Origin of the sequence: Citrobacter sp. U14242 (assembly GCF_046555775.1) — a bacterium.
GTDB lineage: Bacteria > Pseudomonadota > Gammaproteobacteria > Enterobacterales > Enterobacteriaceae > Citrobacter.
This window is the reverse complement of the sequence record NZ_JBKGLW010000001.1, coordinates 162,896-182,122: the sequence shown is the minus strand read 5'-3', so window position 1 is coordinate 182,122 and position 19,227 is coordinate 162,896. Positions and strand designations below refer to the sequence as shown.

20 protein-coding genes are annotated in these 19,227 nt (G+C 50.6%); 5 read left to right on the top strand and 15 right to left on the bottom strand.

Annotated elements, in window-relative coordinates; translation table 11 throughout:
- Positions 1 to 76: 76 nt before the first annotated feature.
- Entirely contained in the window at positions 77 to 316 is a 240-nt protein-coding gene (locus tag ACLJXE_RS00830; protein WP_410749837.1) for a cytoplasmic protein, read from the bottom strand.
- Positions 313 to 1,179, bottom strand: coding sequence for a pyridoxine/pyridoxal/pyridoxamine kinase (gene pdxK / locus ACLJXE_RS00825; RefSeq protein ID WP_286628966.1), 867 nt, complete (start codon positions 1,177 to 1,179; stop codon positions 313 to 315). The genes ACLJXE_RS00830 and pdxK overlap by 4 nt, the downstream gene beginning before the upstream one ends.
- Positions 1,180 to 1,261: 82 nt before the next feature.
- Between pdxK and ptsJ the strand changes: the two genes are divergently transcribed.
- Complete coding sequence (ptsJ, locus tag ACLJXE_RS00820) at positions 1,262 to 2,554, top strand: transcriptional regulator PtsJ (protein WP_410749836.1); 1,293 nt, start codon at positions 1,262 to 1,264, stop codon at positions 2,552 to 2,554.
- 13 nt (positions 2,555 to 2,567) lie between these two features.
- Complete coding sequence (locus ACLJXE_RS00815) at positions 2,568 to 3,284, top strand: type 1 glutamine amidotransferase (protein ID WP_410749835.1); 717 nt, start codon at positions 2,568 to 2,570, stop codon at positions 3,282 to 3,284.
- Between the two features lie 90 nt (positions 3,285 to 3,374).
- Here ACLJXE_RS00815 and cysM read toward each other — a convergent pair whose 3' ends face one another.
- The 7 genes from cysM to ACLJXE_RS00780 form a co-directional block, all read right to left on the bottom strand.
- Complete coding sequence (gene cysM, locus ACLJXE_RS00810) at positions 3,375 to 4,286, bottom strand: cysteine synthase CysM (RefSeq protein ID WP_410749834.1); 912 nt, start codon at positions 4,284 to 4,286, stop codon at positions 3,375 to 3,377.
- Between the two features lie 69 nt (positions 4,287 to 4,355).
- Positions 4,356 to 5,453, bottom strand: a complete 1,098-nt coding sequence (gene cysA / locus ACLJXE_RS00805) for a sulfate/thiosulfate ABC transporter ATP-binding protein CysA (protein ID WP_286628961.1) — start codon at positions 5,451 to 5,453, stop codon at positions 4,356 to 4,358.
- Positions 5,443 to 6,318, bottom strand: a complete 876-nt coding sequence (cysW, locus tag ACLJXE_RS00800; protein WP_202038118.1) for a sulfate/thiosulfate ABC transporter permease CysW — start codon at positions 6,316 to 6,318, stop codon at positions 5,443 to 5,445. Before cysW ends, cysA begins: the two co-directional genes overlap by 11 nt.
- The gene (cysT, locus tag ACLJXE_RS00795; RefSeq protein ID WP_003038061.1) at positions 6,318 to 7,151 is read right to left on the bottom strand and encodes a sulfate/thiosulfate ABC transporter permease CysT; all 834 of its coding nucleotides are present in this window, start codon (positions 7,149 to 7,151) and stop codon (positions 6,318 to 6,320) included. The genes cysW and cysT overlap by 1 nt, the downstream gene beginning before the upstream one ends.
- Positions 7,152 to 8,168: a thiosulfate/sulfate ABC transporter substrate-binding protein CysP gene (cysP, locus tag ACLJXE_RS00790; RefSeq protein ID WP_286628958.1), complete on the bottom strand. Its 1,017-nt coding sequence runs from the start codon at positions 8,166 to 8,168 to the stop codon at positions 7,152 to 7,154.
- 157 nt (positions 8,169 to 8,325) lie between these two features.
- Positions 8,326 to 9,117 carry an SDR family oxidoreductase UcpA gene (gene ucpA / locus ACLJXE_RS00785; RefSeq protein WP_410749833.1) on the bottom strand — a complete coding sequence of 264 codons (792 nt, stop codon included), beginning with the start codon at positions 9,115 to 9,117 and terminating at the stop codon, positions 8,326 to 8,328.
- A gap of 174 nt (positions 9,118 to 9,291) precedes the next feature.
- On the bottom strand, positions 9,292 to 9,948 hold the full coding sequence (locus ACLJXE_RS00780) for a FadR/GntR family transcriptional regulator (protein WP_410749832.1): 657 nt from the start codon (positions 9,946 to 9,948) through the stop codon (positions 9,292 to 9,294).
- 144 nt (positions 9,949 to 10,092) lie between these two features.
- Here ACLJXE_RS00780 and ACLJXE_RS00775 point away from each other — a divergent pair, with 144 nt between their 5' ends.
- Entirely contained in the window at positions 10,093 to 11,409 is a 1,317-nt protein-coding gene (locus tag ACLJXE_RS00775; protein ID WP_410749831.1) for an anaerobic C4-dicarboxylate transporter family protein, read from the top strand.
- A 123-nt stretch (positions 11,410 to 11,532) separates the two neighbouring features.
- Here ACLJXE_RS00775 and ACLJXE_RS00770 read toward each other — a convergent pair whose 3' ends face one another.
- The 6 genes from ACLJXE_RS00770 to ACLJXE_RS00745 all read right to left on the bottom strand — a co-directional run bounded on the left by ACLJXE_RS00770 (position 11,533) and on the right by ACLJXE_RS00745 (position 17,235).
- Positions 11,533 to 12,849 carry an anaerobic C4-dicarboxylate transporter family protein gene (locus ACLJXE_RS00770; protein WP_410749830.1) on the bottom strand — a complete coding sequence of 439 codons (1,317 nt, stop codon included), beginning with the start codon at positions 12,847 to 12,849 and terminating at the stop codon, positions 11,533 to 11,535.
- A 63-nt stretch (positions 12,850 to 12,912) separates the two neighbouring features.
- Positions 12,913 to 14,289 (bottom strand): argininosuccinate lyase, encoded by a 1,377-nt coding sequence (gene argH, locus ACLJXE_RS00765; protein ID WP_286628953.1) that lies wholly within the window; start codon positions 14,287 to 14,289, stop codon positions 12,913 to 12,915.
- 456 nt (positions 14,290 to 14,745) lie between these two features.
- Positions 14,746 to 15,645 carry a porphyrinogen peroxidase gene (gene yfeX, locus ACLJXE_RS00760; RefSeq protein WP_048210975.1) on the bottom strand — a complete coding sequence of 300 codons (900 nt, stop codon included), beginning with the start codon at positions 15,643 to 15,645 and terminating at the stop codon, positions 14,746 to 14,748.
- A 93-nt stretch (positions 15,646 to 15,738) separates the two neighbouring features.
- Positions 15,739 to 16,314: an RpoE-regulated lipoprotein gene (locus ACLJXE_RS00755; protein ID WP_410749829.1), complete on the bottom strand. Its 576-nt coding sequence runs from the start codon at positions 16,312 to 16,314 to the stop codon at positions 15,739 to 15,741.
- Positions 16,315 to 16,373: 59 nt separating this feature from the next.
- Positions 16,374 to 16,823 carry a DUF2919 domain-containing protein gene (locus ACLJXE_RS00750; RefSeq protein WP_410749828.1) on the bottom strand — a complete coding sequence of 150 codons (450 nt, stop codon included), beginning with the start codon at positions 16,821 to 16,823 and terminating at the stop codon, positions 16,374 to 16,376.
- Complete coding sequence (locus ACLJXE_RS00745; RefSeq protein WP_048210972.1) at positions 16,810 to 17,235, bottom strand: GNAT family acetyltransferase; 426 nt, start codon at positions 17,233 to 17,235, stop codon at positions 16,810 to 16,812. The genes ACLJXE_RS00750 and ACLJXE_RS00745 overlap by 14 nt, the downstream gene beginning before the upstream one ends.
- 211 nt (positions 17,236 to 17,446) lie before the next feature.
- On the opposite strand from ACLJXE_RS00745, the gene amiA reads away from it, so the two are divergent.
- Entirely contained in the window at positions 17,447 to 18,316 is an 870-nt protein-coding gene (amiA, locus tag ACLJXE_RS00740) for an N-acetylmuramoyl-L-alanine amidase AmiA (protein WP_410749827.1), read from the top strand.
- 2 nt (positions 18,317 to 18,318) lie between these two features.
- Entirely contained in the window at positions 18,319 to 19,218 is a 900-nt protein-coding gene (gene hemF, locus ACLJXE_RS00735) for an oxygen-dependent coproporphyrinogen oxidase (protein ID WP_410749826.1), read from the top strand.
- The last annotated feature ends 9 nt before the right edge of the window (positions 19,219 to 19,227 follow it).

Below are 19,227 nucleotides of genomic sequence, written 5' to 3'. Positions count from 1 at the left end.
TTGCCGCAGGGAAGAATGGCGCCAGATGGCGCCATTTTTTTATCTAACGGGCGTCAAAACCTGCCGGATGGCGGCATTAAATTTGTGAGGTGACCGGTCGGTAACACGCCTCGCGCATCAGGATTTTCATGCCGTCCGGCCCGCTTTCCAGCATCCGCCGTTCCGAATCCGCCACTAACAGTTCACAATCATAGCCACCAGCAATCCCAAACATGGCGCGCGCCACACAGATATCTTCCAGCGCCTCTGTTCCGCTGGTATCAAAATGCCCAACGATGCGTCCATGCTGACGAACCACCAGTCGATAACTCTTCATCGCGCCTCCCCTGCCGGTGGCAGAATTAACTCATCACAACCGCACAAGTGCGTCCATGTCATCACTTCCAGCACGCGTTGTGCTGCATCGTGCGTGGCGGTAGTGAGGGGTTTCCCCAGCACGATACCGCTCACCAGTTCAGCGCAGAACAGATCGCCAGTCCCTTTCAGATCCGTTTTCACCCGCGGATGGGCTAGCACCTCAACCGTTTCAGCCGTCACGACGGCAACCTGAATGACCTCCTCGGTTTCTCCCGGTGCGCTGGTGATTACCACCCATTTCAGCGTATCGGTGAGCAGTGATTTGGCTGCCAATATCGCTTCATCAAGCGTGCGACACGGTTTACCGCTCAACATCTGCAGCTCAAACACGTTTGGTGTCAGGCCCTGTGCCAGCGGTAGCAGATGTTTGCGATACGCCTCCGGTATTTCGGCCTTTACGTACATGCCGCTGTCTGTATCGCCAATCACCGGATCGACCAGAATACACAGATCCGGGTGGGTCGCCCGAACGGTCTCCAGCCACTGTGCCAACAGAGCGATTTGTTCCGCACTGCCCATATACCCCGTGGTCACCGCTTTTAGCTCACGTAACGCATCGCGTTCATTTAAGGCGCGAAGATAGCCGCTAAACCAGTCGGCCGGGATAACACCACCATAAAAGGTCTCATAATGCGGTGTATTGCTGAACAGCACTGTTGGGATCGCAGTGACGCGTAATCCCTGCGCTTTGATGGCTGGCACGGCGATGCTGTTGCCTACGCTGCCATACACCACCTGTGACTGGACGGCAACGATATCGGTTTGTAACGCCCGATGCTTGTCGTCGAAGAGCACTGACTGTATTTCACTCTCCTGCTGCATAAACTTCTCCTCTCGCTGGACAGCGGGCTATCGCCTCACTATTATCGTCATATGCTAAAATTCATTTTGTCATAGGTCAATAATGATCGACGGAAAAACCGCTAACGAAATTTTTGACAGTATTCGTCAACATGTCGCTACAGGCACCCTCGCCTCAGGCGAAACGCTTCCGCCAGTGCGCGAGCTGGCGACGACATTGAACGTCAACCGCAATACTGTCGCGGCGGCTTATAAACGACTGGTCACCTCCGGGCTGGCACTCAGTCTTGGGAGAAACGGGACGGTAATAAAAGGAATGTCCTCCCCTGTCGCGCTGGAGGGAAGTAACCCGGATACCCCACTTACTGACCTTTCCGGCGGTAACCCGGCGCCGACGTGTCTCCCCGATCTCAGTCGTTATTTCGCGAAAATAAATAAGAGTCCACGTCTGTATGGCGATGCCGTCGTATCGCCCGAGCTTAAAACCTGGGCCACACGCTGGATGCAGGATGCCCTCCCTGGCGTGGGGGAAATTGATATCACCAGCGGTGCTATCGATGCCATTGAACGACTACTGTGCGCCCATTTATTGCCGGGCGATAGTGTCGCGGTAGAAGATCCCTGTTTTTTAAGTAGCATCAATATGTTGCGTTATGCGGGATTCTCAGCAAGTCCGGTCACCGTAGACAACGAAGGCATGCAACCTGACATGCTGGAGGCTGCGTTACAAAGAGGGGCGCGGGCAGTGATCCTGACCCCCCGCGCCCACAACCCGACGGGATGTAGCCTGAGTGCCTCACGCGCTGCCCAGTTACAAAACATCCTGACCCGCTATCCGCAGGTGCTGGTGATAGTCGACGACCACTTTGCACTGCTGTCCGCTTCCCGCTGGCACCCGGTGATTGCCACGCAAACCACACACTGGGCAGTCGTCCGTTCAATGTCGAAAACACTAGGCCCGGACTTACGCCTTGCAATCGTTGCCAGCGATCCGGTCACTTCAGCGAAACTGCGGTTGCGACTCAACCCCGGCAGTCAGTGGGTCAGCCATCTGCTTCAGGATTTAGCCTGCGCTTGTCTGAATGACGAGGAGTATCAACGTAAGCTGGTACAGACTCAGCAGTTTTACGCGACACAACAGCAAAAACTGACCACCGCTCTCAGAGGATATGGCATTGATCTGCCCGTCGGTGATGGTCTGAATCTGTGGCTGCCTCTGACGCACCACAGTCAATCACTTGCTTTTGCCCTGGCAAAATCCGGTTGGCTGGTACGCGAAGGCGAGGTGTTTGGTGTGAATACACCATCGCACGGTCTGCGCATTACGCTGTCGACCTTAAACGACAGCGATATTCATAAGCTGGCGGCTGATATTCATCAGGCGCAAAAGCGCTAACAGGAGAGAAAAAGTGCGAGTTCATTTTGTTATTCATGAGTCTTTTGAATCTGCTGGCGCGTATCTGCCGTGGGCAGAACAGCGTGGCTATACCATCACCTGGTCACGGGTTTACGCCGGAGAATCGGTTCCCGCCAATGCTGATGGGTTCGATATGCTGGTTGTCTTTGGTGGCCCGCAGTCTCCACGCACCACGCTGGCGGAGTGCCCGTATTTTGATTCTCAGGCCGAACAGCATCTGATCAATCAGGCGATTTCAGCACGCAAAATTGTGGTAGGGATCTGCTTAGGTTCACAGCTAATTGGCGAAGCGCTGGGCGCGAAGGTATGTCAAAGCCCGGAAAAAGAGATTGGTCATTATCCCATTACACTGACTGAAGCAGGTAAAGCAAACCCGCTGATCGCCCACTTCGGATCGCCGCTGATGGTCGGTCACTGGCACAACGACATGCCTGGATTAACCGATCAGGCGACAATTCTTGCGACAAGTGAAGGCTGTCCGAGACAAATCGTGCAATACGGTAATTTTATCTATGGCTTCCAGTGTCATATGGAATTCACCGCCGAGGCAATAGAGGGGCTGATTCAGCATTCGGAGCAAGAGTTAGCAGAGGCCGAAGGAAAACGCTTTATCCGATCTGTTGCTGAAATGCGCGAATGGGATTATCAACAGATGAATGAAAAACTGTGGCAGTTCCTGGATAAACTGGTAGAGAACCGTAACGATTAGTCATTGAAGGCCGGATAAAACACGCAACGTCTTATCCGGCGATCGTGTCGTATGTTTGCCAGAGGGCGCTACGCTTATCAGGCAAACAAATTAAATCCCTGCGCCCTGGTTGAAGTGCTCTTCACCAAAAACGCCGGTCGAAAGGTAACGATCGCCGCGATCGCAGATGATCGCCACCACCACAGATCCGGGTGTAGCACGCGCCACGCGTAACGCCCCCGCCACCGCGCCGCCAGAGCTCACGCCGCAGAAAATCCCTTCACGAACCGCCAGCTCACGCATAGTGTTTTCGGCGTCAGTCTGATGAATATCCAGCACTTCATCGACCAGCGAAGCGTTAAAAATACCCGGCATATATTCCGCAGGCCAGCGGCGGATTCCCGGAATGCTGCTGCCCTCTTCCGGCTGCAGACCGACAATCGTCACCGGTTTAGCCTGCTCACGCAGAAAACGCGACACCCCCGTAATAGTGCCTGTGGTGCCCATACTGGAGACAAAATGGGTGATACGTCCTGACGTCTGTTGCCAGATTTCCGGCCCGGTGGTCGTGTAATGCGCATACGGGTTATCGGGATTGTTAAACTGATCGAGCAGTTTTCCTTCGCCACGTTGGGCCATTTCCAGGGCTAAATCGCGTGCCCCTTCCATGCCCTGCTCTTTAGTCACCAGAATCAGTTCAGCGCCATAAGCACGCATTGCCGAACGTCGCTCCTGACTCATGTTATCCGGCATCAGCAGCTTCATGCGGTAGCCTTTCAATGCCGCAATCATTGCCAGCGCAATACCGGTATTCCCGCTGGTTGCTTCAATCAGTACGTCGCCAGGCTTAATTTCCCCGCGTTTTTCCGCTTCGACGATCATCGATAACGCCGCCCGGTCTTTCACCGATCCCGCCGGATTATTCCCTTCCAGCTTGACCCAAATTTCACTGCCGTTATCCGGCGTAAGGCGTTGCAGTTTGACCAGAGGCGTATTGCCAATTGTTTGTTCTAATGTGTTCACGAGCACTGTCCATAAAAAAGCCCGGATCGCGGAATGCGCCTCCGGGCGATAAACATGCGAATTAAGCTATCAGGCCGATTCTGCCAGAGCAAGCTCCGCTTCACGCGTTTCAATGCGCTGGTCACCGTTGTACAGACGTGCATTTTGCAGCCCGACAAACAGGCGTTCGCCACGAGCAGGGGAATCGTCTCCCTGCATGACCACTGTCAGCGGTTCGTGATACCACCCCAGTGGTTGCACAACTAATTGGGTGTAGTGACCTTTCGGGCTGGCTTCCAGCACCTGTACAGGCAACGGGGAATCCAGGCTGGTACGACGGCTCACATCCACTTCCCACGGACGCAGGAACAGGTCGACCGGTCCCTGATACGCGGGCGTATACCCCAGCGGCCAGCGATGTGCGCCAACGTGGAACTGACCGCCACGAACTGTGCCCTGCAGACGGTTAACTTCGCCCATAAACTCCAGCACAAAGCGGGTTGCCGGTTCGCGCCATACCTGGTCCGGCGCATCAGCCTGCTCAATATGTCCCTGGCTCATCACCACCACGCGATCCGCCACTTCCGTCGCTTCTTCCTGATCGTGGGTGACAAACACGCTGGTGAATTTCAGTTCTTCGTGCAACTGACGCAACCAGCGACGCAACTCTTTACGCACCTGAGCGTCAAGTGCGCCAAACGGTTCGTCGAGCAGCAGGATCTGCGGTTCCACTGCCAACGCACGCGCCAGCGCCACACGCTGTTTTTGCCCGCCGGAAAGCTGCGCCGGAAAGCGATCCGCCAGATGCGCAAGCTGCACCATTTCCAGCAATTTGGTGACTTTTGCTTTGATGGCGGCGGCATTTGGACGTTCGCGACGCGGCAGTACCGTCAGGCCAAAGGCGATATTGTCGAACACGGTCATATGGCGAAACAGCGCGTAGTGCTGAAAGACGAAGCCCACCTTACGGTCGCGGGCGTGCAGACGACTGACGTCCGTACCGTGAAAACGGATATGCCCGCTGGACTGATGCTCAAGCCCGGCAATAATGCGCAGCAGCGTCGTTTTACCCGAACCGGATGGTCCCAGCAGCGCGACCATCTGACCTGAAGGAATATCCAGCGAGATATCGTTCAGCACCTGGGTGCGACCAAAAGACTTCTTAATATTGGCAATCTCAATGCTCATGATTTTCCTCCTGCTGCGCGCGTTTTTCCTGGTTCTCCAGACGCCATTGCAGCATGCTCTTCAAAAACAGGGTAATAATCGCCATCAGCGTTAACAACGCCGCTGCGGTAAAGGAGCCGACAGTGTTGTAGTCCTGCTCCAGTAATTCAATCTGCAATGGCAACGACAAGGTTTCGCCACGAATCGAACCAGAAACCACCGACACCGCGCCAAATTCGCCAATCGCGCGGGCATTCGTCAGCACCACGCCATACAGTAGCGCCCAGCGGATATTCGGTAACGTCACACGACGGAACATCTGCCAGCCGGATGCACCGAGTAAAACCGCCGCTTCGTCTTCATTGCTGCCCTGGCTCAACATCACTGGCACCAGTTCGCGCACCACAAACGGACAGGTCACAAATACCGTAACCAGCACCATCCCCGGCCAGGCAAACATGATTTGCAGGTTATGTTCATCCAGCCAGCCGCCGAGCGGGCCGTTGGAGCCGTAAAACAGCAGATACACCAGACCCGCAACAACCGGCGACACCGCAAACGGGATATCCAGCAACGTCAGTAATAACTGACGACCAGGGAAGTTAAAACGGGTCACCAGCCAGGCCAGCAAGACGCCAAACACCAGGTTCACCGGCACGGCGATCAGTGCGATCAGCACCGTAAGCCAGATGGCATGCAGCATGTCCGGGTTAGCCAGATTCTGTAATACCGGCAGTAACCCTTTACTGAACGCCTGCACGAAGATATAGATCATCGGCACCAGCAGAATAAACGCGGACACCAGCATGCCCGTGCCAATCAGAAACCATTTCCCCCAGTTGATGCGGGGCGCGCCATAGCGTTTCAATTGGGTAATCTCTGCCATCAGTGACCTACCACGCGTCGACCAAAGCGACTCTGCAGGGTGTTAATCGAAAACAGTAGCAACAACGAAGCCCCAAGGATTACTGACGCAATCGCGCTGGCGGCCGGGTAGTCAAACTCCTGCAAGCGGACAAAAATCATCAGCGAGGTCACTTCCGTTTTCCACGCAATGTTCCCGGCGATGAAAATAACGGCGCCAAACTCCCCCAGACTGCGGGTGAAGGAGAGCGCCACACCAGCAACCAGCGCAGGTGATAACTCCGGCAGCACCACTTTACGAAAACTCTGCCAACGCGTAGCGCCAAGCGTTTCCGCCGCTTCTTCATACTCCGGACCTAACTCTTCCAGCACCGGCTGTACGGTACGCACCACGAACGGAATACTGGTAAATGCCATAGCCACCGCGATACCCAGCCAGGTGTAAGTAACCTTAATATCCAGTTTCGCCAGCCATTCGCCGTAGAAACCGTTGACCGAAAACAGTGACGCCAGCGTCAGACCCGCTACCGCCGTAGGCAGCGCAAACGGCAGGTCCATCAGCGCATCCAGCAACGTGCGGCCCGGAAAACGGTAGCGGGTTAAGATCCACGCCATTAACAGACCAAACACGCCGTTAAAAATCGACGCTACAAATGCTGACAGCAGCGTGACTTTATAGGCCGCCACTACCTGCGGGTTAGTAATCACATCCCAATATTGCGCCCAGCTCATTTGCGCCAGTTGCATTACCAGCGCACTAAGCGGTAACAGCAATATCAGGCACACAAACAGTAAGCTGGTACCCAGACTTAAGGTAAAGCCGGGCAGCACGCGTCGGGAAGAAACAGCAAACATTTACTTGCGCCCCGCCGCCAACAGCTTGTCCAGCTCACCACCGCTGACAAAGTGTGTTTTCATCACTTCGGGCCAGGAGCCGAACTTGTCTTCTACGCGGAACAATTCAGTCTGCGGGAATTTATCTTGCAGCTTGTCCATTACCTGTGGGTTATTCACACGGTAGTAATAGTCGGTGATGATGGTTTGCGCCTGCGGGCTGTACAGCCAGTTCAGGTACGCTTTAGCCGCTTTCTCTGTGCCGTTGGCCTGCACATTCTTATCTACCCAGGCAACCGGGAACTCGGCAAGAATATTGGTTTTCGGAATAACAACCTCAAAACCCTGTGCTTCATACTGCTTGCGAATGTTATTCACTTCTGACTCGAAGCTTATCAATACGTCACCGAGCCCACGCTCAGCAAAAGTGGTGGTCGCGCCACGGCCGCCAGTATCAAACACTTCGACATTTTTCAGGAACTGGGTCATAAATTGTTCGGTTTTGGCTTTATCGCCGCCGTCTGCTTTATCCGCAGCGCCCCACGCCGCTAAATAGGTGTAGCGCGCATTCCCGGAGGTTTTCGGGTTCGGGAAGATAAGCTTGACGTCAGAGCGAACAAGGTCATTCCAGTCGTGAATATTTTTGGGGTTTCCTTTACGCACCAGGAATCCCATTGTGGAATAGAACGGTGAACTGTTGTTCGGCAGACGAGTTTGCCAGTCGGCCGGGAGCAACTTGCCTTTGTCGTGCAGGATCTGCACGTCGGTCACCTGGTTATAGGTCACTACGTCGGCTTTCAGTCCCTGTAAAATCGCCAGCGCCTGTTTTGATGACCCGGCATGAGATTGCTTTATCGTCAGTTTGTCACCGCCGTTATCCTTCGCCCATTGCTGCTCAAACGGAGGATTAAGGGCGGCAAACAGCTCGCGAGACACATCGTATGAACTGTTCAACAGCTCTGTTGCCTGCGCCTGCCCCACCAGCAACAGCAGCGCCGCCAGCGTCAGGGTTCTTTTTTTCAGTAAGTTAACGGCCATTGCGCACCCTTATAAATTTAATGACTTTCTTATGGTCATCATATTTATAACCGGCACTAAAGGAGTAACGGTTTTATATACCGTTTGATGATTTGAAAGTTGAAAAGAGAATAAGAGGTACCTCCTCCCCAGTACACGGGGAGGAGACCGGCATCAATCAGACGCCGACGCTGACGCTTTCAGGCAGTGTGCTGCCGCCATCAATCACGTTTTGCGTGCCAGTTAAGTAACTGGACTCATCCGACGCCAGGAACGCCGCCAGTTCACCGACTTCGAGTGGGCAGGCCAGACGGCGCATTGGAATCGCTTTCGCCATTTCGACTAATACGGATTCAGGATCGTCCGGGTTAGACTGACGAGCAATATTCTCTGCCATCGGCGTACGAACGTAGCCCGGGCAAATAGCATTAACGCGAATGCCGGACTGCGCGTATTCCATAGCCAGGGATTTGGTCAAACCGATGATCGCGGCTTTCGACAGCGCATAGGCTGTTTCACCCGGATCGGCAACCATATCACCAGTCACTGATGACATCATCACGATGCGCCCGTCTTTACGCGCAATCATCTCCGGCAGAACGGCCTTCGTCACGTTCCAGACACCTTTAATGTTGACATCAATGTGGAAGTCGCGATCTTCATCGCTCATTTCAAGGAAGTTGCCAAGGCGACATACGCCTGCATTGTTAACCAGAATGTCGATTTTGCCTTCAATTTTCTTCGCGCGATTTACCGCGGCGGTAACAGAAGCAAAATCTCTGACGTCTGCGTGAACCGCTGTGCAACGGTGGCCGCGTCCAGCCAGTTCATCCGCCAGTTTTTCAATCTCATCGGAGATATCCAGCAGGATTAAGTTCGCACCATGGCGGGCAAACGTTCTGGCGATCCCCTCGCCAATACCCTGAGATGCGCCTGTAATCAATGCTGTTTTGCCCGTGAGTTTTCCCATTTCAATATTCTCCTTTTGAATATGAAGCCTTCACTTCATTCACGCAGAAGATACAGCAATAACAAATTCATGCTGAGGAATAGCTCACTAAATCAGGTTAATCTCAGGTAAAAAAAATCCCCGTCGGGGCGGGGACCTAACAACAATCACGACCTGACCAGATGAACAGAGGACTTACAGCCTTTTTTCCAGCAAATGTGCTCTCATCAACTCAGATGCCATCTGTGCATCCCCTTTTTTGATATGGAGCAGTATTTCTCTCTGTTTCGTCGCCGTATCAAGAAAATACTGACGATCGTTCACAGGTAGCGACTCCCTGGTTTTCTCGAAATATGTAATCAAAACATCAGAGAAAACCTGAAGCACCCGGTTGCCACTCGCCTGTAACAACAGTAAATGAAAATCCCTGTCGTGACGATCGGCCTCCTGCGGGTTATCAGCATTTTCTTCAATGAGCCTTAACTCGCTCTCAAGTTTAGAGATCATTGCCGGGAAAATTCTCCGCGTTGCCAGAGGGATAATCGCACACTCAATCAGGATCCTCGCCTCTGTAAATTCTGTGATATCAAACCCGGACAAATCAAACTGCATTAGCAACTGGTTATTTATGCTGTGCTGTTCCAAATTTTTCAAAACGCTGCCACGACGGGGAGAGCGCTCAAGCATTCCCATCTGTACCAGTGTGCTGAGCGCCTGACGAACTTTATATCTTGATGTATTAAAACGAACAGCAAGTTCAGTCTCAGTTTCAATGCGACCATCGGCATCACGGTTCGCATCATCAAGCAGATAATTTTTAATATTTTCAAACAGTTCGTTTTTGTTATTCATAAACACTCTCTGATTAAAGAGCTACAAAACAAATGAGTATAAATAATCTAATAAGTTAGATTGCTTAATATACTGTTATGGTAAGATTATAGCCCCTATTATTCAAACTATATCAAGCCATTTGTTAATAAAAAGGAATTAATTATGGTGTTATTCGTAACTCAGTTTGCGATAGTGCTTACATGTATCGGTATAGGTGGGCGTTTTGGCGGGATTGGCCTGGGGGCTGCAGGCGGGCTAGGACTCGCTATCCTGACTTTTGGTTTTGGACTCCCGCCCGACTCTCCTCCTATTACTGTTATTTCTATTATCCTTGCTGTTATCACTTGTATCACAATCCTCCAGGCGGCTGGCGGGCTTGATTTATTCGTGACGATGGCTGAACGGATCCTCAGAAAGTGGCCGGGCGCTATCACTTTTCTCGGACCAGCAGTCGCTTACCTTTTTACTGCAATCTGCGGAACAGGATATGTCGCCTTTTCCGTTTATCCAGTAATTGCAGAAATTGCAGCTGATGCGAGGGTACGGCCAGAAAGAGCCATGTCGATGTCAGTCATCGCTGCCAATTTTGGGCTCATTGCCAGCCCGGTCAGTGCGGTCGTGACAGGGACAATTGCAGTCCTTGCTGGATTACATGTCTCTGCTTTAGATATCTTATTAGTCACCATTCCCGGAACGTTCCTTGGTTGTCTTGTCGGCTGCCTGTTCGTCTTTAAAAGAGGTCATGAGCTTAACCGCGATCCGGAATTCCAACGCAGAGTTGCTGAAGGTGAGTTCGAATCGATAAAAGCTGAAGAGCGAGCAGCCAGTATTGTGACTAAAGAGGCCAAGAGAGGATTACTGATTTTTCTTATCGGGATCATCCTGGTCGTCCTTATGGGTTCAATTCCTGAATTACGTCCTGAATGGAATAACGGCACAGGGATGGAGCGTATGAGTATCCCAACCACGCTGCAAATAGTTATGCTGACAACGGCATGTATTATTATGATGGTGTGTCGAATTTCTCCTTCAAAACTCGATTCAGGTTCTGTTTTCAAAGCCGGCCTTGTGGGTGTCGTCGCCATATTTGGTCTGTCATGGATGATGAACTCCTTTTTTGAAGCCTGGCACGAATTATTTAACACGGCTTTCCACGATTTTCAGAATCCAGTATTGTTCGGCATTATTGTTTTTGGGCTTTCTGCCGTAATTTATAGCCCAGCGGCAACTGCTGTAGCGTTACTCCCCGCAGGCGTGTTAATGGGATATCCGGCAGAAACTTTGGTCGCCCTGCTCCCGCTAACCTGTGGATCATTCATTATTCCAGGGGGAGCACAGATTGGCTGTGTGGCGTTTGATCGTACAGGGACAACTCGAATTGGCAAGTATGTGGTTAATCACAGCTATATGCTACCAGGCCTTGTTACCGTTGTGGCATCAACTCTTTTTTGCTTCCTTTTTTCCAGTATGCTGATGTAGCGCGGGAGAGCAATTTAATTGGGTAATACCTATTTTCTCCTGGCATCCCCCTTGATTCACCTCAGAGAGGATGCCATTACTTACTTCTCAATATTGCTACTGTAATTTCCCACAGAATGCGCTTTACAGGACAACCTGAGCAATTAAGTAGGCAAAAATTACCTGAGAGATAACCATTACAAAACCCGGACGTATGTAGCTATGGTTGACAACAAAACGTCCAATCTTTGTAGTACCTGTTCGGTCAAATGCAACACAACCGATTTGATTGGCTCCCGGTATAATAAAATCACCACAGGTACAGGCAAAAATAGCGATAAGAAACGGTGCTGGTATTCCCAGGGTCACACCTAGTGGCATGATGGCGGCGACCGTCGCCGCTGGGCTCATAATGACCAGAGAGAACAAGAACACAACCACACCAAAAAGCATTGGTGCGCCATTTACCATACCACCAAAGACCTTAATCAGTTCTGGCTGATAAGCATCAAAAAACGTTGCCGTCATCCATGACACGCCGAGTATTGCAACCACCCCCATTAAGCCGGCACGGAAGACTGAGCCACTGTTCAAGGTGCTACTTGGTACTTTACTGACAATCATAATAAACAAAGCAGCTGTCAGCATGATCATCTGAATAACCATCGGGGTTGACAGTCTTTTTCCATCCCAGGAAGGGAGTAACCCGGTAAAAGAACCTAAAATAAGAACCAGCACCACCCCAATCGCAAAGATAACGACCCCTTTTTTTGCGCCCGCTGAAGCAACAAATTCTTTTTTCTGCGCAGTATGCATGAACTCATATTCACCAGCGGCAACTCGCCTCTGAAACTCAGGATCATCCTCCAGCTCTTTTCCGCGTTTGTACACTGAAAAGCTGGTAACAATGGCAGCCATAAAAAATGAAGGAAGAGCAATAGCCAGTATTTGCCCAAGGCTAATTCCAGCATATTCATGCAGAATAGCCAGCATCCCCGCTGTTGCCGCACTCATCGGGCTGGCGGCAACCGCGACGCTAGCCGCTATAACCGTTGCTGACAATGCTCGCTCCGGGCGAACCTTTGCTTCAGCGGCAACCTCAGCGACAACCGGATACAAAGAGAATGCAACGTAAGTAGTCCCGCAGAATAACGTAAATATTGAAGTCAATATTGGGGCAACAAAGGTAATAGCCTGTGGCTTTTTACGGAGTAATTTTTCAGCCACGCGCACAAGATAATCAAGTCCACCAGCCGCCTGTAATACACTGACTGCACCAATAACACAAATAATAATTAGCATTGCAGTAATAGACGGTGTGGAGGGTTTAAGTCCAAAACCCAGAACTAATATGGCAACACCAAGTCCGCCACCAGCACCAAGTCCCATTCCGCCATAACGCCCGCCGATACCAATACAAGCGAGCACAATAAACAATTGTAAAAAAAACAAAGCATCCATTTTTTCACCTCAACGCGACTCCCGGATATTGCATCCGGGAGATATTGATTATTATGCTCAGGATTAGTTCAGATATGATTTTGCAATTTCGATCTGTTTTTTAACGGCATCCGTCCCTGTTCCACCATAAGACATTCTTGCTTTAATACAGGCTTCCAGAGATATATTCTCATAAATATCATTTTCAATTTTATTATCAAATGAATGAAACTCATCCATTGTAAGTTCTTCCAGCATTTTTCTATGTTTTATACAGTAATTAACAGCACTGCCGACAATATGGTGAGCTTCCCTGAAAGGAATTCCCTTACGAACCAGGTAGTCAGCCATATCGGTCGCATTTGAGAAACCTCTTGCCGCCGCGTTGCGAGTATTATCAGAAAGAATAACCATTTTATCGAGCATCGGTGCCATAATTTTTAGACTGGTCTGCAAAGTATCCATGGAATCATAGACCTGCTCTTTATCCTCACTCATATCAGTATTATAGGCGAGAGGAATCCCTTTCATAATGGTCAGCATCGCCATTAAATTTCCGTACATACGACCGCCTTTACCGCGCATTTTTTCAGCCACGTCGGGATTTTTCTTCTGTGGCATGATGCTGGAACCGGTACAGAAATCATCAGAAAGCTCAATAAATTTAAAATCCTGACTTGAGAATAAAACCAGTTCTTCTGACAAACGGGTAAGATGCATAAAGCACATAGCGGCTGCAGCAGTGAATTCAACCATATGGTCACGATCGCTGACAGAATCAATACTATTCTCAGTCGGCTTATCAAAGCCAAGCTGTTGAGCGGTGAAATCACGATCAATAGGGAAAGTCGTGCCTGCAAGAGCAGCTGAACCTAAAGGACATTCTCCCATGCGTTGATAAAGGTCTGCAAAACGAGTCCAGTCACGACGTAACATCCAATAATATGCCATGATCCAGTGCGATAAAAGAATGGGCTGACCAGTCTGTAAATGAGTATAGCCCGGCATAATCGCATTAATATTATTTTCAGCTTTGTTGATAATGATTTTTTGCAGATTAACAATATCCTGCTGAATATCACGAATAGTTGATCTCATGTGCATTTTAGAATCGACAGTCGTCTGGTCATTACGACTTCGACCTGTATGAAGTTTCCCGCCAACAGGACCAATTATTTCGGTCATACGTCTTTCGATTGCCATATGAATATCTTCATCAACAGTATCAAAAACGAACTGCCCTTCTTCAATCTCTTTGCCTACTTGCTTTAACCCGCCAATAATCGCATTCGCTTCATCCTGTGTGATAATCCCCTGACGGCCCAACATAGTCGCGTGGGCAATACTCCCTTGAATATCAAAAGGACAGAGGCGTTGTTCCAGCATAATTGTCGCGTTGTATGATTCGACCAATTTATTTGTAGGCATATCAAAACGCCCACCCCATAATTTTGTAGACATAAAACCTCCAATGCACTTTTGTTGCCAAATGGTTAAACAGAAATTCCGTTATTTTTCGCTCATTTTCAGATTACAAGACCATTATTTTAATTGTCAACAAATCAAGTCATTAAATCAATTTATAACGAAATTAATTAGACTTATAAGGCATTTTATTTTTTATGAATAGAATAAAAAAATCAGATCTTCATCACATTTAAACCATGATTTATTTCAGATACATTCAGAATCTTTAAAGTAATTATCTGGAATCTATTACTTATTAATTCTAAATAGCGGTGATTAATATCGGTGCTTTAGCCCACTAACTAACAGGTAAACAACACTAAATTTGGGATGTGATTTTTTACGATGAACGTCAATGCGGGGGCAACATCAGCATGGCAAGCGTTGTGGGGTTCGGAGGGTAACTATTTTGTAAAAGATGGCGGCGTCACCGCCATCTGGAATCAAGAATTACAGCGCCATCAGTCGATCCAGCGACGGTGCAAAGTAATAGCCACCGGTGACCGGTTTAGTAAAGCGCAGCATCGCGTCACGTTTGCCGTCGGTATCACCAAACATGCTCAGCAGTTGCTGCTCAATATTGTGCAGACGCGCGCAGTAAGCGCAGAAATAGAGACCATGCGTACCGCTGGCTGTACCGTATGGCAGGCTCTGACGAACAATTTTCAGACCCTTGCCATCTTCTTTCAGATCCACACGGCTCAGGTGAGATGTTACCGGACGATCGTCACCATCGATCTCTTCGTTGGCTTCCTTGGTGCGGCCAATCATCATTTCCTGATCGTGAATACTCATGCGGTTCAGTTGCTTCAGGTTGTGCTCCCAACGCTGCACAAACACATAGCTGCCGCCGGCATCCACGCCATCTTTGATAACCGCGACTTCACGACGCGTTTCTTCTCCCGCCGGGTTTTCCGTGCCGTCTACAAAGCCGCTGAGATCGCGCTCTTCAACCCAACGGAAACCGTGGATCTCTTCTTTCACTTCGATGCAGTCGCCAAAGGCTTCCATCGCCGCCTGCGCAACGGAGAAATTCACGTCATGACGCAGGGAGAGAATATGGATCAGTACGTCATACTGGGTCGCCGGAGCCAGTCCTTTACCGTAGGGGATGAAGTCTTTCAGCTCTTCAGCGCCCACGCCGCCGCTCAGTGTGCGCCAGGTGTTGTTGCCAAAAGCGACGACCGCGCCAAGGTGCGCATCCGGGAATTTCGCTTCAAAGGTTGCCAGCTTATCGGCAAATGTTTTGCTGGCCGCTCGCAGAGCCTCAACATCACCTTTTACATTGGCTTCAATCCAAATCGCCGCACGGCAATGTTCTGGCAAAATGCCACTCTGAACCTGAGACATTGTTCCTCCTGAAAAAAAGCTGCCACGACATCGTGGCATTGATGGGCGTTATTCTACCTGTTTTTTTAGTAAGTCGATTTGTTCAGACGCAAATTAACGCCGCCAGATAATTTTGCTTACTTTCCACTCTTTCAGCGTATCGTCAGACGGCATTATACCTTCAGGGCCGCTCCACTCGCCGGAGAAAATATAGCTAATATGCTGACTTCCTTCAGCTTTACACTCAACATACGCACTGTCATCACCGGTTGCTTTCTGGCAATTACCGAATGCTTTAGTGTAAAGGTCGCTAAACGGTGTACCGATTTCGACACCCGAGGCTGATGCGATGTTGCTGTCCAATACATCAATGCGGCTGATGGTTCCCTGGTCGCCATTGATCACCATTGCCAGCTTGTCATCTTTCATCGCCTCAAAAAATCGCACTACATTGCCGTTATTGGTTTTCATCCCACTACGCAGGCGATAATCGCCATCCAGCGCATCAGCAATGGTCTTTTCTTCCAGTATTGTCGCACCCGTGAGTTTTCCCACGCCTTGCTCAGTGACCTCGGTCGAAGAACCAAACCAGTTCCACGGATTAGCGGCGGACCAGTTCACCGATGAGAGGGTTGAACACCCGGTCAGCACCAGCGGTATCGCGCATAACGTCAAACGCAGTGATTTCATTTCACTTCCTTCCATATTTATCAACGCTGCTTTGAGTCCGGTTTCACTAAAAAGTGCCGTTATTCTTTCTCGGGGGAAAAACAGGCACGCAAACGTTGATTGGTTAACAGCCAGACCAGCGCGACAATATCCGCCACCAGCAGCGCCAGACCAACGCCGTTGACAGGATCGCCTTCCAGCCACAGCATCGGCTGCCAGCAGAGCAGCGCCAGTTGAGCCAGAATCAGTAATCCGCGCAGCCTGTGCCACAAAACTGGAAATGCGAAACGCCGCCCGCTGAGTAAAAATGCCAGCACGGCCGGAACACCGGGAAGTAACCCCAGCCAGAACGCGTCATGATCGGGATAAAACAAATTCAGCAACGTGTTGCCCTGATCGCGGGAAGACCCCGCAATCACAAACAACACCCAGGTACGCGCCTGGAGCAGCAGCACGCACCAGAACAGAAATGGCAGACGCAGACGCCCATGACCGTCATAGTCGGCGGGATGGAACTCAGTACTCTTCATCTTCGATTAAACGTTTACCCAGATGGAGTACATCGGTATGTTCATAGCCCAAACGCTCATACATCCCCAGCACAACGTCATTATCGTCACGCACCATGATTTGAATCTTTGGACAACCACGGGCAATGAGCTTTTTCTCCAGTCGGTTCAGCAGCGCATTAGCAATACCACGCCCCCTGAACTCAGGATGCACGCCAAGGTAATAAGCGGAACCACGATGACCGTCATAGCCCCCCATCACTGTGCCAACAACTTCACCGTTCACTTCTGCGACCAGAAACAAACTGACGTCATGATTGACTTTGCGCTCAATATCCATTTCCGGGTCATTCCATGGACGCAGCAGATCACAGCGCTCCCAGAGGGTGATCACCTCTTCGAAATCTTCCTGGCGAAATACGCGTATTTCCATGGTATTAGTTTCCTTTTCAGGACGTTAAAAAGCGATTATGGCGCGAACCACTGATTTAGCCAATATCTGACGCGAAGCGACGGAAAAAATGGCATAATACGGAATTGTCACGTATTGAAATGAAAAGTAAAACAATTCTTATCCCGATCCGTCGCAACGGACTACGCGATACGATATAACGTCTGGAACCTTTTTTTACAACTCAGGCCGTATGAGCACTTTTAAACCACTAAAAACTCTCACATCGCGCCGCCAGGTGCTGAAAGCCGGACTGGCAGCCCTGACGCTGTCAGGCATGTCGCAAGCCATCGCAAAGGAAGAAACGCTAAAGACCAGTAATGGTCACAGCAAACCGAAAGCCAAAAAAGCGGGTGCTAAGCGTGTTGTTGTTCTTGACCCAGGGCACGGTGGTATTGATACCGGGGCAATTGGCCGCAACGGCTCGAAAGAAAAACACGTGGTGCTGGCGATTGCCAAGAATGTACGCTCGATTTTGCGCAATGAAGGAATTGATGCACGCCTGACCCGCTCCGGAGATACCTTCATTCCACTGTACGATCGCGTTGAGATTGCCCACAAGCACGGTGCCGATCTGTTTATGTCGATTCACGCCGACGGCTTCACCAATCCGAGCGCGGCGGGGGCATCGGTCTTCGCCCTGTCCAATCGCGGCGCCAGTAGCGCCATGGCGAAGTATCTGTCCGATCGTGAAAACCGTGCCGATGAAGTCGCGGGTAAAAAGGCCACCGATAAAGACCATTTATTGCAGCAGGTACTGTTCGATTTGGTACAAACTGACACCATTAAAAACAGCCTGACGCTCGGTTCGCACATTCTTAAGAAAATCATGCCGGTACACCGCCTGCACAGTCGCAGCACGGAACAAGCCGCTTTCGTGGTACTAAAATCACCTTCCATTCCGTCGGTACTGGTCGAAACGTCATTCATCACCAACCCGGAAGAAGAACGACTGCTGGGCACAACCGCATTTCGCCAGAAAATCGCCACTGCTATCGCCAATGGCATCATCAGCTATTTCCACTGGTTTGATAATCAGAAAGCCCATTCGAAGAAGCGTTAATTATGAAGCCCGATGCACAGCGCGTTAAACAGTTCCTGCTTAGTCTGCAGGATAATATTTGCCAACAGTTATCTGCCGTCGATGGTGCAACGTTTGTTGAAGATAACTGGCAGCGTGAAGCGGGCGGAGGTGGTCGTAGCCGGGTGCTACGTAACGGCGGTATCTTTGAACAAGCGGGGGTGAATTTCTCCCACGTACACGGTGACGCAATGCCAGCCTCTGCTACCGCACATCGCCCAGAGCTTGCCGGGCGCAGCTTTGAGGCGATGGGGGTCTCACTGGTCGTGCATCCGCTCAATCCGTACATCCCTACCAGCCATGCCAACGTGCGTTTTTTTATCGCAGAAAAACCGGGTGCCGATCCAGTATGGTGGTTTGGCGGTGGCTTTGATTTAACGCCCTACTATGGTTTTGAAGAAGATGCCATTCACTGGCATCGCACCGCGTTTGAACTCTGCCAACCGTTTGGTGATGACGTGTACCCGCGTTACAAAAAATGGTGCGACGACTACTTCTTTCTGAAGCACCGTAACGAGCAGCGCGGTATCGGTGGGCTGTTTTTCGATGACTTAAATACGCCAGATTTCGACCACTGCTTCGCCTTTATGCAGGCGGTCGGGCAAGGTTACACCGAAGCGTATCTGCCGATCGTCGAACGCCGCAAAGCGATGCGCTGGGGCGAGCGCGAGCGCGATTTCCAGCTTTATCGTCGCGGACGCTATGTGGAATTTAATCTGGTGTGGGATCGCGGCACGTTATTCGGTTTACAGACCGGCGGACGCACGGAATCAATTTTGATGTCAATGCCGCCGCTGGTACGCTGGGAATATGACTGGCAGCCGGAAGCGAACAGCCCGGAAGCTGCCCTTAGCGAGTTTATTCAGGTCCGCGACTGGGTGTAATTTACCTGG